This window comes from Dysgonomonas sp. UBA7710 (assembly GCF_002482385.1).
Classification (GTDB): domain Bacteria; phylum Bacteroidota; class Bacteroidia; order Bacteroidales; family Dysgonomonadaceae; genus Dysgonomonas.
Genome location: NZ_DLFW01000044.1, coordinates 161,119 through 183,748, shown reverse-complemented (window position 1 = coordinate 183,748; position 22,630 = coordinate 161,119). Strand labels below are relative to the sequence as shown.

Annotated in this window: 16 protein-coding genes and 3 tRNA genes; 4 read left to right on the top strand and 15 right to left on the bottom strand. The window is 37.5% G+C overall.

The genetic code is table 11. From position 1 onward, the window contains the following. A partial coding sequence (locus B3317_RS14720; RefSeq protein WP_291112946.1) for a hypothetical protein occupies nucleotides 1-212 on the bottom strand: 212 nt, incomplete at its 3' end. 134 nt (nucleotides 213-346) lie between these two features. Beyond that, nucleotides 347-508 (bottom strand): hypothetical protein, encoded by a 162-nt coding sequence (locus B3317_RS14715; RefSeq protein ID WP_291112944.1) that lies wholly within the window; start codon nucleotides 506-508, stop codon nucleotides 347-349. Between the two features lie 157 nt (nucleotides 509-665). Here B3317_RS14715 and B3317_RS14710 point away from each other — a divergent pair, with 157 nt between their 5' ends. After that, entirely contained in the window at nucleotides 666-1,196 is a 531-nt protein-coding gene (locus B3317_RS14710; protein ID WP_291112942.1) for a hypothetical protein, read from the top strand. A 135-nt stretch (nucleotides 1,197-1,331) separates the two neighbouring features. Beyond that, nucleotides 1,332-1,547: a hypothetical protein gene (locus B3317_RS14705; RefSeq protein WP_291112940.1), complete on the top strand. Its 216-nt coding sequence runs from the start codon at nucleotides 1,332-1,334 to the stop codon at nucleotides 1,545-1,547. Here B3317_RS14705 and B3317_RS14700 read toward each other — a convergent pair. Further along, a complete protein-coding gene (locus B3317_RS14700) occupies nucleotides 1,530-1,946 on the bottom strand; it encodes a hypothetical protein (protein ID WP_291112938.1) in 417 nt (138 codons plus the stop codon). The genes B3317_RS14705 and B3317_RS14700 overlap by 18 nt on opposite strands. A 599-nt stretch (nucleotides 1,947-2,545) precedes the next feature. Beyond that, nucleotides 2,546-2,866, bottom strand: coding sequence for a hypothetical protein (locus B3317_RS14695; RefSeq protein ID WP_291112936.1), 321 nt, complete (start codon nucleotides 2,864-2,866; stop codon nucleotides 2,546-2,548). An 867-nt stretch (nucleotides 2,867-3,733) separates the two neighbouring features. On the opposite strand from B3317_RS14695, the gene B3317_RS14690 reads away from it, so the two are divergent. Next, complete coding sequence (locus tag B3317_RS14690) at nucleotides 3,734-4,051, top strand: hypothetical protein (protein WP_291112934.1); 318 nt, start codon at nucleotides 3,734-3,736, stop codon at nucleotides 4,049-4,051. 612 nt (nucleotides 4,052-4,663) lie between these two features. On the opposite strand, the gene B3317_RS14685 is transcribed toward B3317_RS14690, so the two are convergent. The 10 genes from B3317_RS14685 to B3317_RS14640 form a co-directional block, all read right to left on the bottom strand. After that, nucleotides 4,664-4,746, bottom strand: a tRNA-Leu gene (locus B3317_RS14685). A 9-nt stretch (nucleotides 4,747-4,755) separates the two neighbouring features. Further along, a tRNA-Gly gene (locus tag B3317_RS14680) sits at nucleotides 4,756-4,828 on the bottom strand. 146 nt (nucleotides 4,829-4,974) lie between these two features. Further along, nucleotides 4,975-5,058: transfer RNA gene (locus B3317_RS14675), tRNA-Leu, on the bottom strand. A 434-nt stretch (nucleotides 5,059-5,492) separates the two neighbouring features. After that, nucleotides 5,493-6,599: a SusE domain-containing protein gene (locus B3317_RS14670; protein ID WP_291112932.1), complete on the bottom strand. Its 1,107-nt coding sequence runs from the start codon at nucleotides 6,597-6,599 to the stop codon at nucleotides 5,493-5,495. 26 nt (nucleotides 6,600-6,625) lie between these two features. Next, on the bottom strand, nucleotides 6,626-8,560 hold the full coding sequence (locus B3317_RS14665) for a RagB/SusD family nutrient uptake outer membrane protein (protein ID WP_291112930.1): 1,935 nt from the start codon (nucleotides 8,558-8,560) through the stop codon (nucleotides 6,626-6,628). 19 nt (nucleotides 8,561-8,579) lie between these two features. Continuing rightward, complete coding sequence (locus B3317_RS14660) at nucleotides 8,580-11,975, bottom strand: TonB-dependent receptor (protein WP_414647505.1); 3,396 nt, start codon at nucleotides 11,973-11,975, stop codon at nucleotides 8,580-8,582. Nucleotides 11,976-12,131: 156 nt separating this feature from the next. Further along, a complete protein-coding gene (locus tag B3317_RS14655; RefSeq protein WP_291112926.1) occupies nucleotides 12,132-13,343 on the bottom strand; it encodes a FecR family protein in 1,212 nt (403 codons plus the stop codon). A 40-nt stretch (nucleotides 13,344-13,383) separates the two neighbouring features. Next, nucleotides 13,384-13,959, bottom strand: coding sequence for an RNA polymerase sigma factor (locus B3317_RS14650; protein WP_291112924.1), 576 nt, complete (start codon nucleotides 13,957-13,959; stop codon nucleotides 13,384-13,386). A gap of 435 nt (nucleotides 13,960-14,394) precedes the next feature. Then, entirely contained in the window at nucleotides 14,395-16,569 is a 2,175-nt protein-coding gene (locus B3317_RS14645) for a hypothetical protein (RefSeq protein ID WP_291112922.1), read from the bottom strand. 126 nt (nucleotides 16,570-16,695) lie between these two features. Continuing rightward, on the bottom strand, nucleotides 16,696-18,171 hold the full coding sequence (locus B3317_RS14640) for a glycoside hydrolase family 76 protein (protein ID WP_291112956.1): 1,476 nt from the start codon (nucleotides 18,169-18,171) through the stop codon (nucleotides 16,696-16,698). Nucleotides 18,172-19,047: 876 nt separating this feature from the next. Between B3317_RS14640 and B3317_RS14635 the strand changes: the two genes are divergently transcribed. Beyond that, on the top strand, nucleotides 19,048-21,573 hold the full coding sequence (locus B3317_RS14635) for a Kelch repeat-containing protein (RefSeq protein ID WP_291112920.1): 2,526 nt from the start codon (nucleotides 19,048-19,050) through the stop codon (nucleotides 21,571-21,573). A gap of 74 nt (nucleotides 21,574-21,647) precedes the next feature. On the opposite strand, the gene B3317_RS14630 is transcribed toward B3317_RS14635, so the two are convergent. Further along, nucleotides 21,648-22,568, bottom strand: coding sequence for an AraC family transcriptional regulator (locus B3317_RS14630; RefSeq protein WP_291112918.1), 921 nt, complete (start codon nucleotides 22,566-22,568; stop codon nucleotides 21,648-21,650). Nucleotides 22,569-22,630 lie beyond the last annotated feature (62 nt).

Below are 22,630 nucleotides of genomic sequence, written 5' to 3'. Positions count from 1 at the left end.
GATTCATTATAATACAGCGTTTCGGTAAACAGCGGGCTGGTGATTGATTTTGTCCATGAACGTACATTATAAGCATAAGTAGCCAATGTACCTGCCACTCCTCCTTTCTTATTCGTCTTTAGCCTTCCTAAATCATCATACGTATTTTCAGCCAGTGTCACCTGCGGCTTTACCGTTGTCCCGTCTGTCAGTTGGTGGGTGGTGGTCAGCAACCGGCCTGCATGGTCGTAGGTGTAAGCGTAGACTTCGGTTTGGGTGCTCTGGCCTGTGGCCTGGTATATATGCTTCCTTTGCGTTGGCTGTCCCGTGAAGTTATAGGCGATATATTCCTTTTCAACTCCTCCGGTCAGGTGGTTGTTGCCTTTGGTTTGTACCAGTTGTTTTTAAGGCTCTTCTTGTAATCGGGGTTTTCTTCTCGCTTTTTGGATATAGCGTCCAAATCCTTTTGTTTCATAATAAGATACCCGTAATCCTCCGGATCACGTTCCACACCGTCTCTAAATTTCATAGCTTACTTAGTTGATTGTTTAGACAACAAAGGTAGGGAATAAAGAGAGTGAAGGCTAGAAAAGGATGTGAGAGTTATTAACAGCTACTAATTTGTTCATTTCCGATTTTTTCATATTTTTGTTAAAACCTCTATTTGTTAAACTTAAATTTTAACCATGAAAAAATTAACTTATTATGTATTGTTTATTCTCTTAATTATTAGCTCATGTAGTAATGATGATCTTGTTAATTCTGATCAATTTACCAACACATCAACGGATATTAATACTGGTACAACAAAGAATACTTCAAACAAACCTCTAATGATATCTAATGATCTGACTTATGTATTAAACACAGGTGGCGGCGGAAGCACCCCAGCAAATTCATTTCAATATAAAGTGGGGGGCACAATGATGTTTGATCAGATCAATAATAAAGTCCTAGATTTTTCCTCAGTATTAGAAATCAACAGAAATATACAATCAAACTACTGGGAAAAGATATTGTCATGGAATCAGTCACAATGGAATCAGAAACCAGTAGGTAATACGAGTCAAATAACAATTTCTTTTGAAGGCCATTATTTTTGTCCATCGGGAAATAGTCGAAAAGTTGAATTGGAGTTTGTGTACGATCCAATCACAAATACATCCAGAGCTAAACGACCTAATCCAGTTGCGATGGATGAAGATATCTGTTATTAATATATTCTCATAGAGCAATCCATTATTCATGGTGGGTTGCTCTTTAAGTTTATTAATGTTTATATTTCTACAATCTTTCTCATTTCAATTTTGCTTTAATTATTTTTCTATATTTGTTTACTAATTTTTCATACTATGAGCAGATATTTTGATATTCAAAGTTCAACAGAACAACGAAAAGAAGAAGAGGCAAGAAGAGCACAAGAACAAGAACGCATCGATCGGGAAAAGGAAGTACTTAATATTAATCGGAAGTCATTAGATGTTAGTGAAAAATCTCTTAAGAAATCCAATATAAGTCTTGCCATAGCTATAATTGCTCTTATCATTTCTTTATTCTCCTTTCTTTAAATGTTCTTTTAGTTCTTCGAGGGTCGCTTTCTTTGTAATAAGGATGTTATTGTATGGTAAGGTATCTTCATCAAATTCAGATGTTATACATAACCTCCATATTGTTTCATATTCTTCTGTCGCTGAATTTAATCGACAGATAGCGACCCACTGCATATAATCACTATCTTCCCTTACTGCTGTTACAGCTTGGAATAAAAGAGGGTTGCCGATGCAATATATTGCCAGGGTTTTACTTTCCCAATTTATTATATTGAGATAATATGAGTGGGTAATAATATATTCTTTGCCTTTAGATTCATCCCTCAAATCATATTTCTTATACCCTATCTTCTCCAGATGCTCTCTGTTTTCTAGCGTATTGTCGCCTATGGCTGAATATGTGAAATTATTGTTCATATCTTATTTTGTTTTATATTTGATCTATGGATTTTGATATACCTCTTATTGCTTTTTATATAGCATTTACTATAAGTATTGTTATTCTCATTTTATCATTCTTTGATAAAATTGATTATAGAAAGACAGTGCGCCAGCTTTTATGCATAAATTGGGGGTTATGGTTTTTGTCAATAGGTGTCTCTCATTTAATTGCTGATACTTTAGATCTAGCATTATTTAGCTGTATTTCAGGAGTAATCTTTATTATATTTGGCATAACTCGGCTGGGTTCAGAAATAGACTAGCTCATCATTTTCATATTTCTTTATTTATTAGTTAGTAACTTTGATTTATTATATTTGCTAAATGGTTTATATTCCTATTGTCATATTTTATACCATCTTTGGGATAGGAGCAAGTATTCGTTATGTCTATTTTCTGTCAATCGGAAAAAAGAAGAAATACGATGACCTTATTGCTCCTAATATTCAAAGTGTTTGGAATTTTTTACTGTCTCTTATTGTTGTAGGAATATTTCTGTTCTTGCTATATAAAAACGATATACGAACATCTGATAAGAAGTATCCTCCGATAGAAGTTTTGATGAATAAAAAGTACTAAATATCTTCTTTCTCATTCTCTTGTGTATTGGTTAGTAACTGATTTATTTTTAACAGACCTTCTTTGTATCTACCAATCTCGACTTCATATTCAGTAGAATCACGAATAAGATCATAAGCTAAACTCAACACCTCTTTTAGTTTCCCGTTCTCGATGGAAAGAGCGGTGACAGCTTGGTTATATCCTATTATATAGTTTTTTATTCTTTCCTTAAATATGGTACAATGGTCATAAACCTCACATTGGGATCTATATGATTTTTCACATATTTTCTTTGCGTGTCCCCTTGCTTTTTCTTCTGCTTTATCTTTACTCATAGGTCGGTTGTATTAAATGTTTTGTTTATTTTTGATAAAACTTTGTTGATAAAATGATAACTAAGAAGCAAATACTCATTTACATAAAATATGATGGAGATTCAGACGGGTTTGCCAGATGTGCAACTAAGTCAGAGAGAAACACCCTAACAGATGATATATGGTTATTGTTAGATGATATTGTTTTTGATTTACATCTAATCAACTCAAATTTGGCATCGAAGGAAAATGCTGATAGAATTTCATCTAAACTTGGCAAAACCCTTAATGATGATTCATTAGTGCAAATTCTGTCTGATTACTCAAATAAAAGGTAAACCCTTTCATATCTTCTTTTCTAAATAGGTTAGTACTGCATCAAGCAGGGCTGTTTCGGCGAGAGGGTGAGTTAGATGATGTGTTGATAGTAGCACTTTTTTTTCTTTATCATCAATGAAAGAACCTCCGTATTCATATACTGTTGTTGCATGAAAACAATTAGCCTTTCTTTCCGATTCAACAGCACACATAATCCCTTTCTTCTCTCTTATTCAATCAAGAGCAGAGGAAACAGTTGGCGCGGAAATATAGTATTCATAATAATTCCAAAAATCTAAGTCCATGCAATCGTTTAGATCTAAACCGTCTTTGTAATAACTTTTGTATATTTCTTCATCAAACCCCAACTTTTTAAGCTTCTTTGCGTGCTCGAACGTTACCAAGTTACTCATAATCCTTTCATTTCTTTTTTACTTGCTTTTACTATTTTATCAATATAGGACCTTACGGCCTTTAGTGTATCCTGAATCCGGGGTGTTTCATATTCCCGTCTCAGGTTCAGAATGATTAGTTTATAAGTTTTATACCGATTTAGAGACGCCTAATAAGATGGACGAAAAACCATTTCTTGAATTTAATTTATTTGATTTAAAAAGTGCTACCATTGAGGAGTTAAAGAAGTTCCATAAAGCGTATTTCGACGTTGATAATATCTTAAGTTCTGCAAGTGAATTAAAATACACTAGCCAGCTGAAATCGATTATTAATAATGAGTTTGCCAATCCGAGTCCTGAATTTGTAAAACTGTTTGCAAAACAAGTCTATGATGGAGTTATCACGCCTAAACTTCTGGAACAATTTACGTCATTAGTAAGGCGCTCTATTTCTGGGCTGATTAGTGATACTACTATATTTCCGACCGCTTAAAGACTGCGCTCAAAACAGAGATTTCGCAAGAAGAACAATCTGAAACAACAGAACAACTGACTAATGACGATAATAACAATGGTATAGTTACAACTGAAGAGGAGTTAGAGACTTTTATGTTGGTTAAGGCTATACTTAGAGAGGTTGTAGATGTATCTAGAATAGCCCATAGAGATGCACAGACTTATTTTGCAATCCTTTTCGACGATAACAACAGAAAGCCTATTATTCGCTTATACTTTAATTCACCAACAAACAAGTATATTGTTACTTTTGATAAAGACAAGAAAGAGACAAGGCATAACATTATATCTTTGGATGATATATACCAATATGCAAATGAAATTAAAGAAGCAGCAAAAAACTATTTATAAATAGATCATGGACAGAAAAGACAAATTAATGGCCTCTTCGCGTAAACAACTACAAGAGGCCTTAAATAAAAATTGAGTTTTTGAACAAATATAACCTTACTGCATAGAGGGAAGGGTGATTAAATTTTGTTTAGAGAATAAATTCGTATAGTAAACCAAACGTTGTCCTGAATGTTGCCAGAAAACAAAAAACCCTCTGAAATTCTACTGAAAATCAAAGGGTTTTAAAATTGATTCGTGCGCATGAAGGGACTCGAACCCCCACGACCGTAGGTCACTGCCACCTGAAGACAGCGCGGCTACCAATTACGCCACATGCGCCTTTATCCGAGCGAAAAACGGGGCTCGAACCCGCGACCCCAACCTTGGGAAGGTTGTGCTCTACCAACTGAGCTACTTTCGCAATTGGTGATGCAAAATTAATACATTTTTTTAGAATAAATCAAAGCTTTGATTGTTATTTCAAAATAATTGATATTTTTTTTGAAAAAAGGCATGTAGTAGGGATTAAACAAAAAAAGGCTGGCCGTTATAGCCAACCCTTACACGTACACACGATGAGATTCGAACTCACACGTCCTTGCGGACACTACCCCCTCAAAGTAGCATGTCTACCAATTCCACCACGTGTGTATGATTACTTTAAACAAAAAATGTGACCTTTGTCACATTCGAGCGATAGGCAGAACCTGAGACTCTTATTCGCTACATTCTTGAGAATGAATATTTCCAAAAAACATAAAAACTAAACAGTGATTTAGCACCTTTTTATGTCTGAAATCGCTCAATAAGTGTCCTCTGACAACCTGCTCTTCTTTTCGGATTCAAAAGTAGTTTCTTTTTTTTAAATAGCCAAATCTTTCCGATTCTATTTGTCCTTCCTGTTTCTCCTTTTCAAAATCATATGCAGACTATCCTTCATATTGCATCATATTCTTATTTATGAATAGAGGGCTGGAACGACTCTGTGTCAAAACCCGTTACGTATAACAAAAAGGACAGGCCATATTATTATATAATACGGCCTGTCTGCATGTCTGTAATGTATGGTCAGAAAAATGGATTAATTATTGTTTTTCGAACTTTATCTTCATCTTATATACATCCAGTGTTATTTTATAATGTCCGCCTTCACCATCCTTGATTACCCATTTCAGGTCCTCTCCTCCTTTATTAGCCTGCATCCTGTCATCGGTAACAGGTGCACTTGCTGTCACCGGCCTGAGTGTGTAATCATCATAATTTTCGGCACTAAGTATTTTAAATTCACCGGGATTAAGTGTTATATCCAGTTCAAACAAGTTAGGATTACCGGCTTTCATTGTAAACTTATGGAGGTCTTGCGGGATTCCCCATCCGGTACCGGCATTACCAACAAGATACAGATTGGGGTACGGGACATTAACTTCGCATTTCAGAGTCATATTATCTTTTCTCACCTCTATATTATAGATGCTCTCGATACTGATTTCAAACATATTGTCGGATTCGCTATCGAGAGTTCTATTGACCAGTGTATTATCGCCTGCACCTTTATTCAGCGAAGGCAAAGACTCTCCCAATATGGATATGAATTTAAAATATCCCGGCTTTAAGACACCCTGCCATTGATAAACATTACCGGCTTCTGCCTCTGTCATTTTAATAGCCTTTGAGAGGTCTGTTCCCGCGGGAGTGGCATCTCCTGTAAGATACAAGGTTTCAGGTGTCGGTACATAACTTTTTACTTCGAGAGTCATTATAGAAATTTCGGGATATATAAACTTAGGTCCGATTACCTTTGCAACTACCCTGGCCTGTATTTTCACGTCAGAACCCGGTATTTGTCCCCATTTATTCAGAATCAGATCGTTCAGTTCCTTATTGGTATATTCAACCTTGAACTCTTCATCCGGAGCAAATTCTATCGGATCGGTAGATGTTTTGAAATCCGCACCCCAAATATCAAGCCTGAAAAAATACACTAATGTATTCTCCGGCCCGGGGTCTTTCCCCTTATTCCATGTAAAGGAAACTACCACATCATTGCCCTTGGCTTCGTCCAAGACAATAGACTCACTCGATGCTTTCAGAGATAAAGCATCCCCATTATTCTCCTTATCATCATCACTACAAGCTGCAAAACAAAATACAGCTAAAAATAATATCGATATATATAATAATTGCTTTTGCATAGTTATATCATTTTCACGGGTTAGAATTATTCTGATGTATCCCAAAATGGTAATTGACGCAGATTCGGATTCTTGTCTATCTGGTCTTGTGGTATCGGAACCCAATAATTTTTCTTGGTAAACACACGCTTCTGATAGACTTTTCTCACAAAGAAAGCTTTATCGTTGTTCTTATCGTCACTCTTGTCCGTACCGGAAAAATTCATTCCCCAGAAATCACCATTTAGTAACTTCTCCCCTAGTTTCCATCTCCTGATATCGTCCCATCTGGTTCCATTTTCGCAATTGAGTTCCACCCGGCGCTCGCGGCGAATAGCTTCCCGCATTGCATCCTGTCCGCTTGGCACTGCAATTTGTCCTTCACCTGAGCCGTAGATTGGTATACCTGCCCTTTCTCTTATCTTATTCAGGTAAAATAAGATTTCCGTTGTTTTAGCCGGTTCCGATTCATTCAGTGCTTCCGCATAATTAAGATAAAATTCTCCCAGTCTGAATAAAATACCCGGACGGTACGGGTTTACATTATTGCGCGGATCGTGGTCAGGATGTACTTTCTTCCTTACAAGGTATCCGTTCTGAGGAGCATCGTGGGTAGGACCGCCATCCCATGCTCCGCTATAGAAGCGGGTAGTCCTGTTCTCGCGCCTGAACCAGCATTCATTATATAGTACTGATATATAGAATCGAGGTTCGCGGTTACAATACATATTATATGTATCGGCTAAAGTAACAGGATTAGAGTCCGAATCACGGTTTCCTTTTACTTCTATCCATTTTGTATCCCGTTTTTCTTCTGCGGTTGAAAAGCCTGTTTCCGTATAACCCGATGCTGTGTTTATGATCGGAGAGCCGTTCGCATTATATCCTGTTATAGCCGGCAAACCATTTTTCATAAAGAAAGCATCGACCAAAGACTGAGTTATTCCCATACCGCCGTTACCACCGGTTCCACGGGGCTGCGCATGCCTGTCATATTCCCACGTTTCGACCGGATTTCTGGCAAATAAAATCTCTTTATTTCCTTCGTTAAATTTGCGGAACAACATATTTTGATACGAAAGGAACGGATCGATATCACCATTATTCAAATATTCATAATATAGAACATGTCCGTTTTTCTCAGCCAGTTCTATCAGGTCCATATTGGCTTTTACCGCTTTCGCCCATTTAGACGCATCAGGGGTAGAATTAAATATAGAAGTGCCTTCACTGTTTGTATAATTAGCATAGTCAGGATTTCCATTTACCAACGGACTTGCCGCAAATAACAACATCCGCGCTCTTACTGCCAGGCACGCAATAGATGTGGCCCTTCCGTATTTCTTGGATTCATTATAGTATGGAGGTAGAATCTTCGACACGGCAACCAGTTCCTGATCTATCCAGTCAACGACTTCATCAAATGGTTTCTGAGGTATCATCAGTTCCGAAGCAGGTGCATTTACATCCACCAGACCTAACTGTAAAGGTATAGCACCATAATAATTCAGCATCAGATAGTAATAATATGCTATGAGGAAGCGCGCTTCAGCTTTCATATATTGTACTTCCTGCTCAGTAACCAGTTGTGCTTCGTTAGCCCTTACATTATCAATAAAAATATAAGCGGCACGGATTCTTTTCGGAAGCTGATTGAAGTAATTCGGCACCCAGTCAGAAGTAGGATTCCAGTTTCCTTGTTGCTTCCCGATAATATTCCATCCAAACTGAAGCCATCCTGTAGATGGAGCCAGATCGTCTCCCAGAGGGTCCATTCCTCTGGCATATGTCCAGTATGTATCAGGTATATTGGAATATACACCGGCCAGCCAGTCTTCGGTTCTGGTCTTGTCTTTGAATATCATATCCAGAGTCAACTGGTCGTCAGGCTCTTTATCCAAAAAGTCTGAACAAGAGCTCGTACCTCCTGCTAAAAGGAGAATAAGCGAAAGATAAAAAAATCTATATATTGTTTTTTTCATAATTTTCGATTTTGATGTTTCAGAAACTGATATTTAGACCGATAGAATATGATTTCACCAGTGGGTATTTACTACCTCTGTCAGAGTCGATTTCAGGATCCCATAACTTGAAGTCGGATATAGTCAGTATATTAGTTCCCCTGCAGAATATCCTTGCACCAGATGAACCGAATCTCCGAACCATCGTAACAGGGAAATTATAGCCCAGTTCGATATTTTTCAAGCGCAGCATTTTCATATTCTTCATCCACCATGTAGACTCCTGATAGTTGTTCTCGTTCAATCCTTCATATAATCTCGGGTAGAAAACATCCTGTCTTGGATTCTCGATAGTCCACCTGTCTCCGACATTAGTAAAGAAGTTACCTACTCCACCCAGACCCGATCCGGGAATAAAATATGCTTCACGTCCTATCATACGGTAAGTATGACCGTTTCCCTGGAAGAAAAAGCCGAAATCGATATTCTTATACCTAAGATTGGCTCCAAATCCATATACAATCTGAGGATCGACCGTTCCTCCGAGATTTGTCCTGTCCAGAGCATCGATTCTGTTATCGCCGTTAACATCAACATATTTGATATCTCCCGGACGAACGGACGAAGTAAAGGTTGGCGTTGGTATATCATCTTTAAGAATGCCATTTTCCACATCGGCAAAATCCTCATCAGTGAACAGTCTCTCGGCCACCAACCCGAATATTTGCCCTACCGGAAGCCCGGTAGACGAACGGTTTGTACCGATTATACCTAATGATTCATCCTGTTCTATAATCTTATTCTTTGCATATGTAAATGTCCCCCTTGCCGATACAAACCAATCCTTATTAATTTGTTTGTTGACATCCAGCACCATATCTACACCTTTATTGTCTACTTTACCAAAATTGGCAAAAGGCATATCAACAAATCCGGCAGAAGCAGGCATTGTGGTACGGCGCATGAAAATATCCCTTCGTTTTTCCATAAAGTAATCCACTTGCAATTCGATTGCATTGAACAGGCCAAGTTCTAAACCAAGATTTGTCTTGGCTACAGTTTCCCACTTCAAGCCTGTATTCGCAATATTTCCTTCCCAGCGTCCGGCTCTTCCGAATTCATCTCTATTATATCCCCATACATAGCCATCTGTATTATTTATGGTAGAAATATACGGGAAGCGATATTCCGTATCACCTATCTTGAAACGGTCATTTCCGACAAGCCCCCACGATCCTCTGAATTTTACTTTAGACAAGGTATTTCTTACGCCTTGCATAAAGGGCTCTTCTGATAAAATCCATCCGGCAGCAACAGAAGGGAAGAAACCATAACGCTTGCCTTTAGCAAAGTTTTCAGAACCATTATAACCGAAATTAAACTCGCCTATATATCGTCCCTTCATCGTATATGACATGCGACCCGCTATTCCCTGAAAACGGAACGGTAGTTTGCCTCCGTCGTCATAATTACGCTGATTATATAAGAAAAGAGCATTTACAGTATGGTCTCCGAATGTATTGTCATATGTAAGCGTACCTTCCAGATAGGTATTTTTATTACCAAAATTAGCTCCTACAGAATGATCCAGAAATTCCTGTCCATATGAAGAAACAACGAGTTCCAATTGGCCTGTTTCGGGATCTCTCCCTGTAGCAGGATTATAATAATCGGGACTCTTACCTCTCTTCACACTATTATCGGAATAATTATCAAAGGAGAATGTTCCTTTTATTTTCAATCCGGGAAGAAACATTTTCAAATCCTGTTCCACTACAAACAGAGATTCAAGTTTACTCTGTACCACACGTTCATAACCCGTTTGAGTGAGTAATGCCCATGGATTCACCCGTTGTGGTACTTGCGGGATTTCACCTGTAGAATAACGTGTGGGATGCTGATATGGGGGTGTCTGGTATGCCATTGCAAAAAGGTTATCAATACTCTGCGGCGGAGATGTGCGTTCCTGCATATAGCCTCCTATATTGAACCTTACCAAAGTAGTAGGAGTCAGATTTATATCCACATTGGAACGCATATTATATCTGTTCAGTCTGAGAGAAGAATTCCATCCCTGGTTTTTATCTCTTTCAAGAATTCCACCTTCATGGTAAAAAGCGCCCACAAAAGAATAGCGCAAGACCTCCGATCCTCCGTTAATATCGATAGAAGCTCTGGTATTAGTACCGAAATCTTTAAGTATTGCGTCCATCCAGTCCACGCTCGGATATAGATCTGAATCTACACCATTTCTAATATTATCGATATGCTGTTGGCTATACATCGGCTCTTTTCCACTCTCGTGACGTATGCTGTTCATTACTTCGAGGTAATCGGCTGCACCGACAAATTCAGGTATCTTAGTCGGTTGTGTTATTGCCTGCTCCATCTTAAAAGAAACGGTAGGCTTACCCACACGTCCGCGTTTTGTATTGATGAGTATTACTCCATTTGCGCCTCTCACCCCATATACTGCACTGGCAGACGCATCTTTCAAGACAGAGAAAGATTCAATTTCTTCAGGATCGATATTATTCAGGGAACGCTCAATACCGTCAATCAGCACTAAAGGATTCCTATTTCCCTGAAATGTACTGATACCGCGTATCCAGAAATTGGAATTATCATAACCGGGCTCACCCGATCGTTGTACGCCAATAACACCGGCTAATTGCCCTGCAAGATTATTGCTCATCGAGCGGGTAGTTCCGGCTGCAAGCTTTCCGGGTTCGATAGTGGAAATAGAGCCTACTACAGATTCTTTCTTCTGAGTACTGTATCCGACAACTACGACTTCGTCCAGCTGCCCGACATCTTCCTGCATTATTACATTTACTATTTTACGCTCACCTACAGTTTCTTCTTTAGGAATAAATCCTATGTATTTGTACTGTAGTACAGTATATTTATCGGGTACATTTATTGAATAATTTCCGTCGGTATCTGTAACTGTGCCTGTACTTGGATTACTCTTAACAATAATAGAAACTCCGATCAAAGGTTCACCTTTCATATCCGTTATATTTCCCCTGACAGTAATTTTATTCTGATTTTGCCGGGAAGTAGCAGGTGCCGGCTGTCTGGATACAAATACCTGCCTGTCGGATACTGTGTAAATATAATCAGTGGATTTAAAAAGCTCTTTCAATACTTTGTCGATAGTCTGACCTTTTATATCTATGGTCATACTTTTGTTCAAATCCACAGATTCATCATAATAGAAAAAAACATACTCACTGTTTTTCTCTATTTCTGAGAAAATTTCTTTTAAGGGTGTATTCTTTAAATTAACGGAGATTCTTGTTGTCTGAGAATAACTTTCCACGGCATATGACAGATTTATTCCCAGTAGCAGGAAACATATAATCAGTCTCATAATCCGCAATATTTTTCTAATATTAGCATCTTTTATGCTAAAAGAACATTTTTTTATCATACATTTGTTATGATTTAAAGGTTAGACTTTGTACAGTTTTAACAATTTAAATTCTATTGGATGGTACTGGTACTACCATCCAATTTTTTTCGTAAGCTTCATCTACATAGGCATTTTACTGATTTAAGGTTAATACTTATTTTAAATGGTATTTTCTCATTGGCCTTTATTTATTTTATACACATTTCCGTCCTGAGAATAAATGATTTTCCCGTCAAAAGACAATCCTTTCATTATTTCCTCAATATTATCTTTCAAATCCAGTTTTCCGGAACATCTTATCATTGAAGCTTCCACACTGCATTCTATTTTTATTCCATAATATCTCGACAATCGTTCGAATACGACCCCCAGTCTTTCATTCCGGAACAGGTAAAGCCCTTTTATCCAGGAGATATATTTATCTGCTTCTACAGGAATTATCTTTTCATCGCCTCCCTGAGACTGGAACATTGTATTGGGATTCAATACGGTACCTTTAGATTCCTTAGTTTCTACTTTTACTATACCCGAGACTAAAACAACCCGTTTCAAAGCATCAGATTCATAAGCCATGACATTGAAGCTCGTACCCAGAGCCTGTACGCTCATATCTTTGGTCCTGACAAAAAAAGGCTTGTTTGCATCTTTAGCAACTTCGACAAATATTTCACCATCGACATATATTTCTCTTTTATCTTTACCGAATTCACTCGGATAAATAACCCTCGAACCGGCATTAGCCCATAACTTGGAGCCATCGGACAAGGTAAGTACAGAGCGTTTACCTTTTGGTATAATCAATTGATGTATTGTTACAGACTCTTCTTTTTCAAGAACTCCTTTTTCTGTTTTTATCTCATTTTGGTTGTAAGTAATTGTCGCTTCTTTTTCTTCAAAAAGTATAGTCTTATTATCAGATATAACAAGTTGTATTTCAGAATTATCGGGCACCTCTACTTTATTTTTATCCGCGTAAGCGATTATATCTGATGCATCTTTATGGGAAAATATATCCATTAAAAAAGGGAATGAGATGACCAGTACAGCTATACTTGCAGCCACTCCTATAGCAATAAACAGTAGCTTTCCTCTCTTACGTTTCTTATTCTCCTCTCTATGTGAAGAAATATTATTCCACATATGCGATATTTCATCATCAGACAGAGGATCAGCCGGAACAGCTATAGATTGGAGATATTGTTTTGCAAGTACATACTCTTGTATATTATCTGGCCCTCTGTCCTGAAAATTTGTCCAAAAAATTTCAGATTCTTCGGATGGTTCTTTGACAGAAGAAATAAAGAAATCGTCTTGAAGGAAATCTTCAAATGAATAATTCAAATAATCTGATTCTTGAGTATTCCCAGGCATACCTTTTTTGTTCATTTATTAAGTAAACAAAGACACCTTCTTTTTATACTCAATTTTATTCTGTTTTTTTACAGAAACTTCTTATTTTTTTTAATGACCGTTGTATGACATTCGCTACAGACTGATAATTCATTTCTGTAAGAATGCTGATTTCGTCAATACTCATGCTCTCCACAAAACGATAGTATATAATCTCCCGTTGCCTGATAGTGAGCAGAGACATCACTTTGTCCACAGTTGCTTTAACATACATATCCACTTCAATATCTATCAACAATGTCTCGGCGGTGTCTTCTGTATAAGCTTCTGCCTGCTTCTCCTGAGAATCAAGAAACGCTATATGAGTTTGATGACGTTTTAGGGCATTTATCAGATGATTTTTCAAGATTCTGAATAGATAGAATTTTATGTTATCGGTAAAGCCTATCTTTTCTTTATTATCATATAGATTAATGAAGATATCCTGAATACAATCTTTTACAAGTTCCCTATCTGATGAAAATTGCATACCATAGTGAAACAAAGTCTGGACATATTTTTTATAAATATGAGTAAATGCGACATCATTTCCGGCCAGAAAGCTTTTCCATAAGGAAGAGTCATCTACAAAATTATCAATAGGATCTCTCATTAAAAATGAAAATAGTTCTTACATTCAACTTCGAGTCTGTTGAACTCGTATATATCTTGTTGCTGGTAACAATTGTTGGAACTGACGAATAGGAATAAAAGTATGGTAAGTAAATATTTACAGATTCACACCATGACTGTTTCTCTTAACTGTCGTTTCTTCCATAATATTCTAAATCTGAAATTGTTTGCCTGCAAAAATAAGAATTTAAAGTTATTGTAATTTATTTTCCCGCTAATATTTAAGCGAAACCGTTCCTGATAATATTAATCTGGCTTTTACTATTAAAGCAGAATATATTTTACTCTGCCACCCTTAGCTAACGGACGGCAAAGTAAAATATATCCTGCTCATTATTATTTGTTCTGTCTATCTTTCCTTATTTCCGATAGAACAACGTACTTTTTTTTAACTTTCCCTGCGTATGTATATAGGTTACCATTTTATATTCACTGATACACCTTCAGGATTATTCTCAAATTCCAGCAAATAAGTTTTGGACTGCTGATCCCAGGCACCGGTAACCAATTCTTCTTTACCTTCAACCCGCACGCTCACCGGATTTCGGGGAAGTAAAATCCTCGATATATTTGTAGTATTAACAGGACTCTTTGCTACAAACGAATAAGAATTCTTTTCCATTCTTTCTTCATAAACCCTGGATGCTGCGGCAAGGACCTGCGGTCTTTGTTTATCCGGTACTCTGTCTATATTTAAGAAGAATGCCTGCTCGCCGGGCTGTATAATCTTAGATTTATATACGGGTAATTTAGGGTCAAAGAGGTCTATAAGAGTCCCCTTTATCTGATACGGCTCGTTACCAATACTCTCGTCCAGAACGGCAACCAGGTCATAAACTCCTCTTTGAAGATAAAAATTATTTTTGAAAAGCAACTTGCCCGCTTTCGCCTTCTGTTCATACATTCTTCTCACAACATCAATCAGCTGCTTGTCGTTATCATTTTCCAACACAAAATTCTTCGGATCAGTCCTGATAATATATACAGCTCCTTTTCCGTAGCTATATTCTCCTTCTTTAGGCGACGTTGCAATGTTCATCTGCTCAAACAAATGGCCGGAAGGAGCCGCATAGTTATTGCCCCCTGTGTTCCACCATTCCAGTACAGTCTGGAACGGATCGCTGTCGAGGCCGCTATATATCAGTACACCACCGTCTTTTACCCATTGGGCAATATGCGTATGAGCTTCCGGCGACAAAGGTTTCATATTCGAATAAGTCATAAGTAATACCTTGGTATCGGCCAAGGCCTCTTTATAGCCTAAATTTTCAATATGAACTGTTTTCACAGGTACTCCCCGTTTCAGGAACGGTAAAGCCTGCCCATAGAAGTTCGACAACTGAGGATCTTCATACCCTACATGTGTAGGAAACCGCTGAAACATCAGCGAATTAGCCATCAATAAACTTATTCCGGCAGATCCTGTTACCTTGTTGTCCGACAAAGGCATATGATTCAAAGAGTTTATCATCACCTGCATCTGGGTAGAATAATGTCTCGGTATTCTTTCCCGCCGGTCACTATCCGGGCTAGTCCTGTAAAGTCCTTCATAAATGCGCTCGGGCCAAGGCATTATTTCATAATCCGCTATATTGGGATATAATAATTGTGCCGTAAAGGTTGCCTGATAGTTCTTTTTATAGTCTGCCCAGTCTCTCGGCCAGTCTTCAATGGGATCGGTCAGGAAAAACATTTTACGTCCTGTGGGGGCTGTCATGGATTCCATTGATCCGTATTCCAGAAAAGCTGTTTCGAATACCCTTTCTTTTGCCTTACCGTTATAATAGTTTGGTTCGCGTGACGTACCCGTCCATACCTGCGCTATATAACCGTCGACACACGACAGAGAGGCCAAACTGGCTTCGGGACTGACAATCATCCATTGCGAATAATTAACAAGCGAATGTGTAGGTACATAGCACTTCACATCCATTCCTTTACTCTTACCATATTCTTTGGCATATGTAAATACTTCTTTCAAAGCATTATAATATAATTGGTACTTCAGTTTACTGGATAAATAAGTATTTTCGGGAGACTCATGTTGCGGCCTCCAATCAAAGCCATAGTAACTCTTCCATTCCCGCTTAAAGGCTTCACTATAACCTGCACGAGCCCAGAATTCGGGTTCTTCCATAAAGATGGCGTCGATACCGGCATCAATGACCCGCTTCACATGTTTCTCTTTTATGTATTTTAAATAATTTTCAGTGGGAACAATATAAGGTACCATATGCCCGTGCCATATTGTATCACCATTTTGTTGTACCTGCCCTTCGTCCAGATGCATTTTTCCATCCCACCGGCCGGTAAAGTATTCCTGATATTCACCCCATGCTATCCCTGTCATGAAGTGTACTATATAACCCTTATCACGCCAAGACTGCACACGCTCTTCGAAGGGTATCCTTTTTGATTTGTCGGAAGGATTTCCACCTACTCCATATACCATAACGGCATCTGCCCTGTTATCTATTGTCGGCCTCCACTCGCGTGAAGTCTGGAATGTAGTTTTAACATTGTCTTTGATCTGGGCTTTCGGTAGAAGAGTGAGACCAAAAAGGAATAAGATCAATACATTCTTTTTCATAGCTATATCCAAATTTATTCTTAATTGTTGTTCCGAATCGATACAAATCTCAAAAAAAGAGGGGTAGGAAATATTCTTTATTTTTTAAAGTTAGTAATCAATAAAATTACTACAATATTTTCTGAATTAGTTATTTTTTTCCAATTCGTACCGTGCCAGGGTAGCGTATTCGGCAGCAAAAGCAAAGGTAAACATACCTTCCACCCTGTTATTGCCATTTTCACGGGTCCACCCTGCTAATAAATCAGGAGGAAGAAATCCTTTATAGAAGAAGTTTTCATACCCGTAATCCAAGTTCTTCTGGAAACTATCGACGTATGCAGACGCATTATTGTATGAAGGATATACATCGACATATGCACGCATCAGCACTCCATTAAACCAGTTGTTGAAACCTATTATATCATATGTATAATACCCGGGCTTATTTACTCCCTGTTTAGCAAAATATTTGAAACTGGCATCCGATAATTTTTTAGCATCTTCCACATATGTATTTTCTCCTGTTGCACGATACAAGTCGGCTGCACCGGAAAGCATGGAGCCGCAATTGTATGAATAGGCAGCTCCCACACGATCGCGCAGGTTGGTATGCTTGCGGTATGTCATGCCATTTACGGTTTCATATGCTACATTGCAGTCAGGATCACAGCCACCCATCATGTCGTGATATACTCCATCCTCGCGTAGCAAATTGGTCTTTTGCCATGCATAAACAGCCTTTGCAAATTTTAAGTAATAGTCGCTTTTCTTTAGTGTAGCGGTTTTGCGGCTGCCGTCAGTTGCTATATATTTATAAGAAATTTCATCATTCTTACCTTTATACAGTTCGTGCAACCATACCAGCGGACTTACTACAGGCCCATTGCTACATGAATGCTTTGTTACATAGCCCGGTCCCCATGGAATACCTCCGTACTCTTTTCCATTGGTATCGAGGACACAATCCCAACCATCCAATACATATTCGGCCAGATATTCCGCTTCTGTCAGGTAAGTATAGGTTCCCGTCAGCCTATAGGCTTCGATCAGTTCCCTCATTAACCATTGCTGATCGTCATATACATTATAGATACCGTCCACCTGTGCCGTTCCTTTAGCATTTCCCCTGTCTACTCCATATACGGACCAGTCTTTCGTTTGAGTATATGAGGTCAGACGGAACGTACCCTTGTAATATGCTATATTATCATATAGTTTAGCCAACAAGGCCGTATAACGGTTAAAATGCTTGTCGTACAGTTCTGCCCTGCCGTTCTCCTTATGGGCTTTCAGTCCATGCAAAATTGCATTCACGGCCTCGATAGAGCTTGTATACATCCATACACTGCCTTTTTCATCTGTTCCATCCTTATTTACATTCGAATTTGTATAAGGATTATAATATCTCGACATTGCCATGCCTTCCCCCTTAAAGTGATAAGACACTGCACTGTCTACCAGCTGCATCGACCGGAGGATGTTTTGCTCCGCAAGGTGGTCTGACCGGATAATTCCGGAATTATTACCGCCTCCGTCATTATCGACTTCAGGATTATCACTACATGCAGCTGTCATTGCTAAACAGGAACTTGTTATAGTACCAAGCAAGACAATAAACATAAAAACTCTCAAAATTTTCACTAGTTTCATGTTATTCACTTAATATAAGGAGTTGATTAAAAAGTAAAGTACTAGACACAATATGCTTTATGCTTTAGTTTTCAGTTTAGAATCAGCCGAAGTCAACGACATAGTATTCTATATCAAATATTATAGTTAAAGGGTTAAATTTTGGGTTAAAAGAGGATTATTAGTCATAAAAAATCATTAACCTGCCTATTTTATGCTTTTTATTTGTAGAAGCCAAGTTTCGTTTTAGGGTAAATGCACGAAATTTAATCTTTTGGAAAATACTTTATCTATGTATATAGCTTATAGCTGTTAGTATTAACTTATAGTTCTTTGAAAGATTGAACAGGCCCCCTGGACCTTGGAGGGGGAAAGAAAGAAGAGTGAAAAACTAAAAAGAGACACATGTAAAAAGCTAAAAAAAGTGTTACATGTGTTACCTTTTTTTGAAAGTTACGAGTTACTGCGCCCTGCGGGCAGTTACAAGTTACGGGTTGGCTGGCGCCCTGTTTTGTTTCACGCTAAGACGCTAAGGCATAAAGTTTTTACATTTTAAGAGTTGTTGACTGCTAACTGTTGACCGTTCACTGTAAAGGTTGTTACCTTTGTTACTTTTTAACAAGTTGAATGTTATATGAGATACAAGATACAAGTTGTTAACTGATGACTGCTACTGTTCACTGCAAAAGTTGTTACGTTTGTTACTTTTTAACAGTATTCGGTTAATAAATGTAAAAATAGTAAAGGGTAATAAATTATGAATGTAGAGTCTCTTTTCGTACGTTTACCCCAGCATTTTTTTGGTTTAAAGGATTTTTAATATCTTTATCGTCAAAATCAATTTCTGATTTCAGTTATTACATAGCCATGATAAAAACATTAGCAGTCGCAAAAACTTCTCTTTGCAAATATCTGTGTTATATATTCCTCATTTTAGGTTATTTAGTTTCGCCTGAATCATTTTCACAAGGGCTAAAATTTAACGGCGGAGAAGTACCAATAGATAAGCGGACATCCTATAATGTCTTTAGCAATAAAGATGTCGAATTCTCACAATATTTCAATATTGAGTGTAATCTGTCTCTTTACCCGGACACACAAATAGGATATATTATACGGATTAAGAATAAGAACAGCAATAAAATCTATAATCTGTTTTATGACGGTCAGGGGCAAAATCATATCTTCAAATTTAATGAAGAAGGAAAGAGTAGCCTCATCACTGCCGAGATAGACATGGATGAACTTCTCAATGTTCACTGGTTTAAAATGAAAATATCATTCGACCTGAAAAATGATTCTATCAAGCTTACCATCCACAATCATACATTCGGTGTAGGGAATGCAAATCTTCCTGACAAGTATTATCCTGTCATTGTTTTTGGTAAGAGTGACCACATTATTGATGTACCCTCTTTTGCTATTAAAGATCTGTCCGCGGGAAATCAGGAAATGTATTCTTTTCCATTAAAGGAGAGCGAAGGTAATATTGTTCATGATTTGAATGGTAATGCTTTAGGTGACGTTTCTAATCCAAGATGGCTGATTAACGATTCGTACCACTGGTCATTTTTAGCCTCATTTAAATCTAAAACTGTAGCCGGGGCAAATTACAATCCGGAAAGGAAAGAAATATATTATTTTAACCGGGATTCGATTTATATATATAATGTCAGATCAAGAAAAACAAGTATGAGGGTTTTTAGTAATAAATGCCCTGTACGGCTAGCCTTAGGTACTAATTTTATTAATACAGAAAACAACAGGCTATACGCATATGAGGTTTATAATGAGAGAGTACCGGAGGAGGTAACCATGGCGAGTATCGATTTGACCCATCTTGAAGACTGGGAAACAGAATCTACCGATGAACTTCTATCCCAGCTACATCATCATGATTCTTATTTTGATCCATCCACTTCCCGGTATACAATATTCGGGGGATTCGGTAATATGCATTATAATAAAAATTTTTATTCTTTCGATTTAAATTCTAAAAAGTGGGAAATACTTGAAGATTTTAAGGGAGATACCATTTTCCCTCGATATTTTTCATCTCTTGGATATCTGGAGAAAACAAATTCCATATACATATTCGGAGGTATGGGTAATGAATCCGGAGAACAAGTTGTAGGACGAAAATATTTCTATGATCTGCATGAGATTAACCTGACAACAAGACAGGTTACAAAGCGCTGGGAAATACCATGGACCGAAGACAATGTGGTTCCTGTGAGGGGAATGGTAATACTCAATGACTCCTGCTTTTATACTTTATGCTATCCGGAACATTTTTCCGACTCATACCTCAGGCTTTACCAGTTCTCATTAAAAGACGGGAGTTATAAAATCCTCGGAAATTCAATTCCTATACATTCAGATCGTATTACTACAAATGCCAATCTGTATTATGACAAACAACTCAATTGTCTGTATGCCATTGTTCAGGAATTTGATGATGATATTGTTTCCGACCTGAAGGTTTACTCCCTTGCATTTCCGCCCATAACAGCCGAAGATCTGGTCAGCTATGAGCATTCCAGTGAAAAGAGTGCTATACTGGTGATAGTTATTTCCTGTGTAATCATTACAACTGTTACAATTCTCTTTTTTAAGCGAAAATCTTATAAAAAAGTACACAATATAAAACACCAACCCAACAACAAGAAAGCAGGACAGACCGTCCTTCGGCCTAATTCGATTTATCTTTTCGGTGATTTTACAGTACGGGACAGATCGGGTAAGGATATAACTTACATGTTTTCTGTACGGCTGAAACAGATGTTTTGCCTTATTCTGGAATACAGTATGGAGGGTGGTATTACATCACAGCGACTCAGCAATATATTATGGCCCGACAGACCTAAGGATAAGGTTAAAAACTCCAGAAATGTGACTATAAATCATTTACGCAAAGTTCTGGGAGAACTTGACGGCATCGAATTCGTCCATGATAAAGGCTTTTTCAAAATCATACTGGAGTCGGAATGCTATTGTGATTTTGTAAGATGTATCGATATCATTTCAACAAATAAAATAGATGAGAATCGGGAAGAACTGATAGCGATATTAACACGGGGAAAGTTCTTGAAATCTTCTGATGAAGCACTCTTTGACCCTCTTAAGGTAGAGATGGAACAAAGGCTAGAACCTGTATTATTGAAAGAGATAGAAAAAAGTTTCATATCAGAGGCCTATCAGACAACGATTGATCTTGCAGATGTCTTATTTTCTATAGATCCATTCAATGATGAAGCGCTGATCTACCAAACCAAAGCTTTGCAGAAGCTAAAGATGAATGATGAAGCTCGGATCAGGTATCAGACATTTATTACAGAGTATAAAAAGACAATGGGCAATGATTATCCACATCCTTATAAGAATTTGATTTAATCGAATCAGGAGAGTTTAATTCACGCGTGATGAATAGTAATGTTGTTAATATTACAATTGTTAGGTATTGTGTACTACCTGATTGGCAGCAATTTTGAATTCCACTCATAATCCGATTGCCGATAAGCTTTGGGAGACTGTCCTACTGTCTTTTTAAAAATACGGCTAAAATAATAAGGATCATCAAATGCCAGCTTTAAGGCTATCTGGCTAATTTTCATGTTCGTACTTTTTAACAACTGGCAAGCCCTTTGTATTTTCAACTGATTAAAATACTCCACCGGGGCATATTGAATTTCCTTAAAAAAAAGACGATAAAAATAAGATTCTGAATAGCCAAAATACGTTGCCAGATCTTTTAATGTCAATTTATTTTCTATATTTTCATACATATAGTGGGTTGCCAAACTGATAAAGAAAGTTTTCTCGGCTTTGGTATTTGAATATTTAGCCAGCCTATAAATCGGAACATATAGAAAGGTGCTGATCAAATGATTAAAACCCAGATTGATATAAACTATAGTACTTTCTGTAATTTCACTTTCCATCACATTTAAAAGTTCATCGAAATAGCTGATGCGGTCATTTATCCTGGAATTACCTTCTATACCAATAGGCAAAACACCTTGTAATTTTTCACAGATAGTTTCAGATTTCTTCCCTTTAAAATGTACCCAGTAGATAAACCACGGATTATCCTTACTTGAACCATATTGATGAGGTGTCTCGGCAGGAAGTACAAAAAAATGATTTTCCGGCACTATATGTTTTTCCCCATTTAATATGAACCAACCTTCACCTTTGGTGCAATAAATAAGTATATACTCTCCACACCCGGACTCTCTGGATATAAAATGATTCTCAGCTTTTGGAAAATAACCCATAGAATGTACAACCAGATCAGACGTTAAGGGATTATTTAAAGCTTCTTCCACCACAAAAAAAGGATATACAACAAGTCTTTGTCCTGTGAAACCATGCTTTATTTTGATCATAGACTATTTATTAGAGCGACACTATAAAAATAAAAATAAAATTTATCCATATAACTCTTTAT

Bases quoted from the DNA above. Each gene is read 5' to 3' on its own strand.
- B3317_RS14670 (WP_291112932.1), bottom strand. From the start codon at position 6,599: ATGCAAAAGCAATTATTATATATATCGATATTATTTTTAGCTGTATTT.
- B3317_RS14695 (WP_291112936.1), bottom strand. From the start codon at position 2,866: ATGAGTAAAGATAAAGCAGAAGAAAAAGCAAGGGGACACGCAAAGAAA.
- B3317_RS14690 (WP_291112934.1), top strand. From the start codon at position 3,734: ATGGACGAAAAACCATTTCTTGAATTTAATTTATTTGATTTAAAAAGT.
- B3317_RS14660 (WP_414647505.1), bottom strand. From the start codon at position 11,975: ATGATAAAAAAATGTTCTTTTAGCATAAAAGATGCTAATATTAGAAAA.
- B3317_RS14655 (WP_291112926.1), bottom strand. From the start codon at position 13,343: ATGAACAAAAAAGGTATGCCTGGGAATACTCAAGAATCAGATTATTTG.
- B3317_RS14710 (WP_291112942.1), top strand. From the start codon at position 666: ATGAAAAAATTAACTTATTATGTATTGTTTATTCTCTTAATTATTAGC.
- B3317_RS14705 (WP_291112940.1), top strand. From the start codon at position 1,332: ATGAGCAGATATTTTGATATTCAAAGTTCAACAGAACAACGAAAAGAA.
- B3317_RS14630 (WP_291112918.1), bottom strand. From the start codon at position 22,568: ATGATCAAAATAAAGCATGGTTTCACAGGACAAAGACTTGTTGTATAT.
- B3317_RS14715 (WP_291112944.1), bottom strand. From the start codon at position 508: ATGAAATTTAGAGACGGTGTGGAACGTGATCCGGAGGATTACGGGTAT.
- B3317_RS14650 (WP_291112924.1), bottom strand. From the start codon at position 13,959: ATGAGAGATCCTATTGATAATTTTGTAGATGACTCTTCCTTATGGAAA.
- B3317_RS14645 (WP_291112922.1), bottom strand. From the start codon at position 16,569: ATGAAAAAGAATGTATTGATCTTATTCCTTTTTGGTCTCACTCTTCTA.
- B3317_RS14665 (WP_291112930.1), bottom strand. From the start codon at position 8,560: ATGAAAAAAACAATATATAGATTTTTTTATCTTTCGCTTATTCTCCTT.
- B3317_RS14635 (WP_291112920.1), top strand. From the start codon at position 19,048: ATGATAAAAACATTAGCAGTCGCAAAAACTTCTCTTTGCAAATATCTG.
- B3317_RS14640 (WP_291112956.1), bottom strand. From the start codon at position 18,171: ATGTTTATTGTCTTGCTTGGTACTATAACAAGTTCCTGTTTAGCAATG.
- B3317_RS14700 (WP_291112938.1), bottom strand. From the start codon at position 1,946: ATGAACAATAATTTCACATATTCAGCCATAGGCGACAATACGCTAGAA.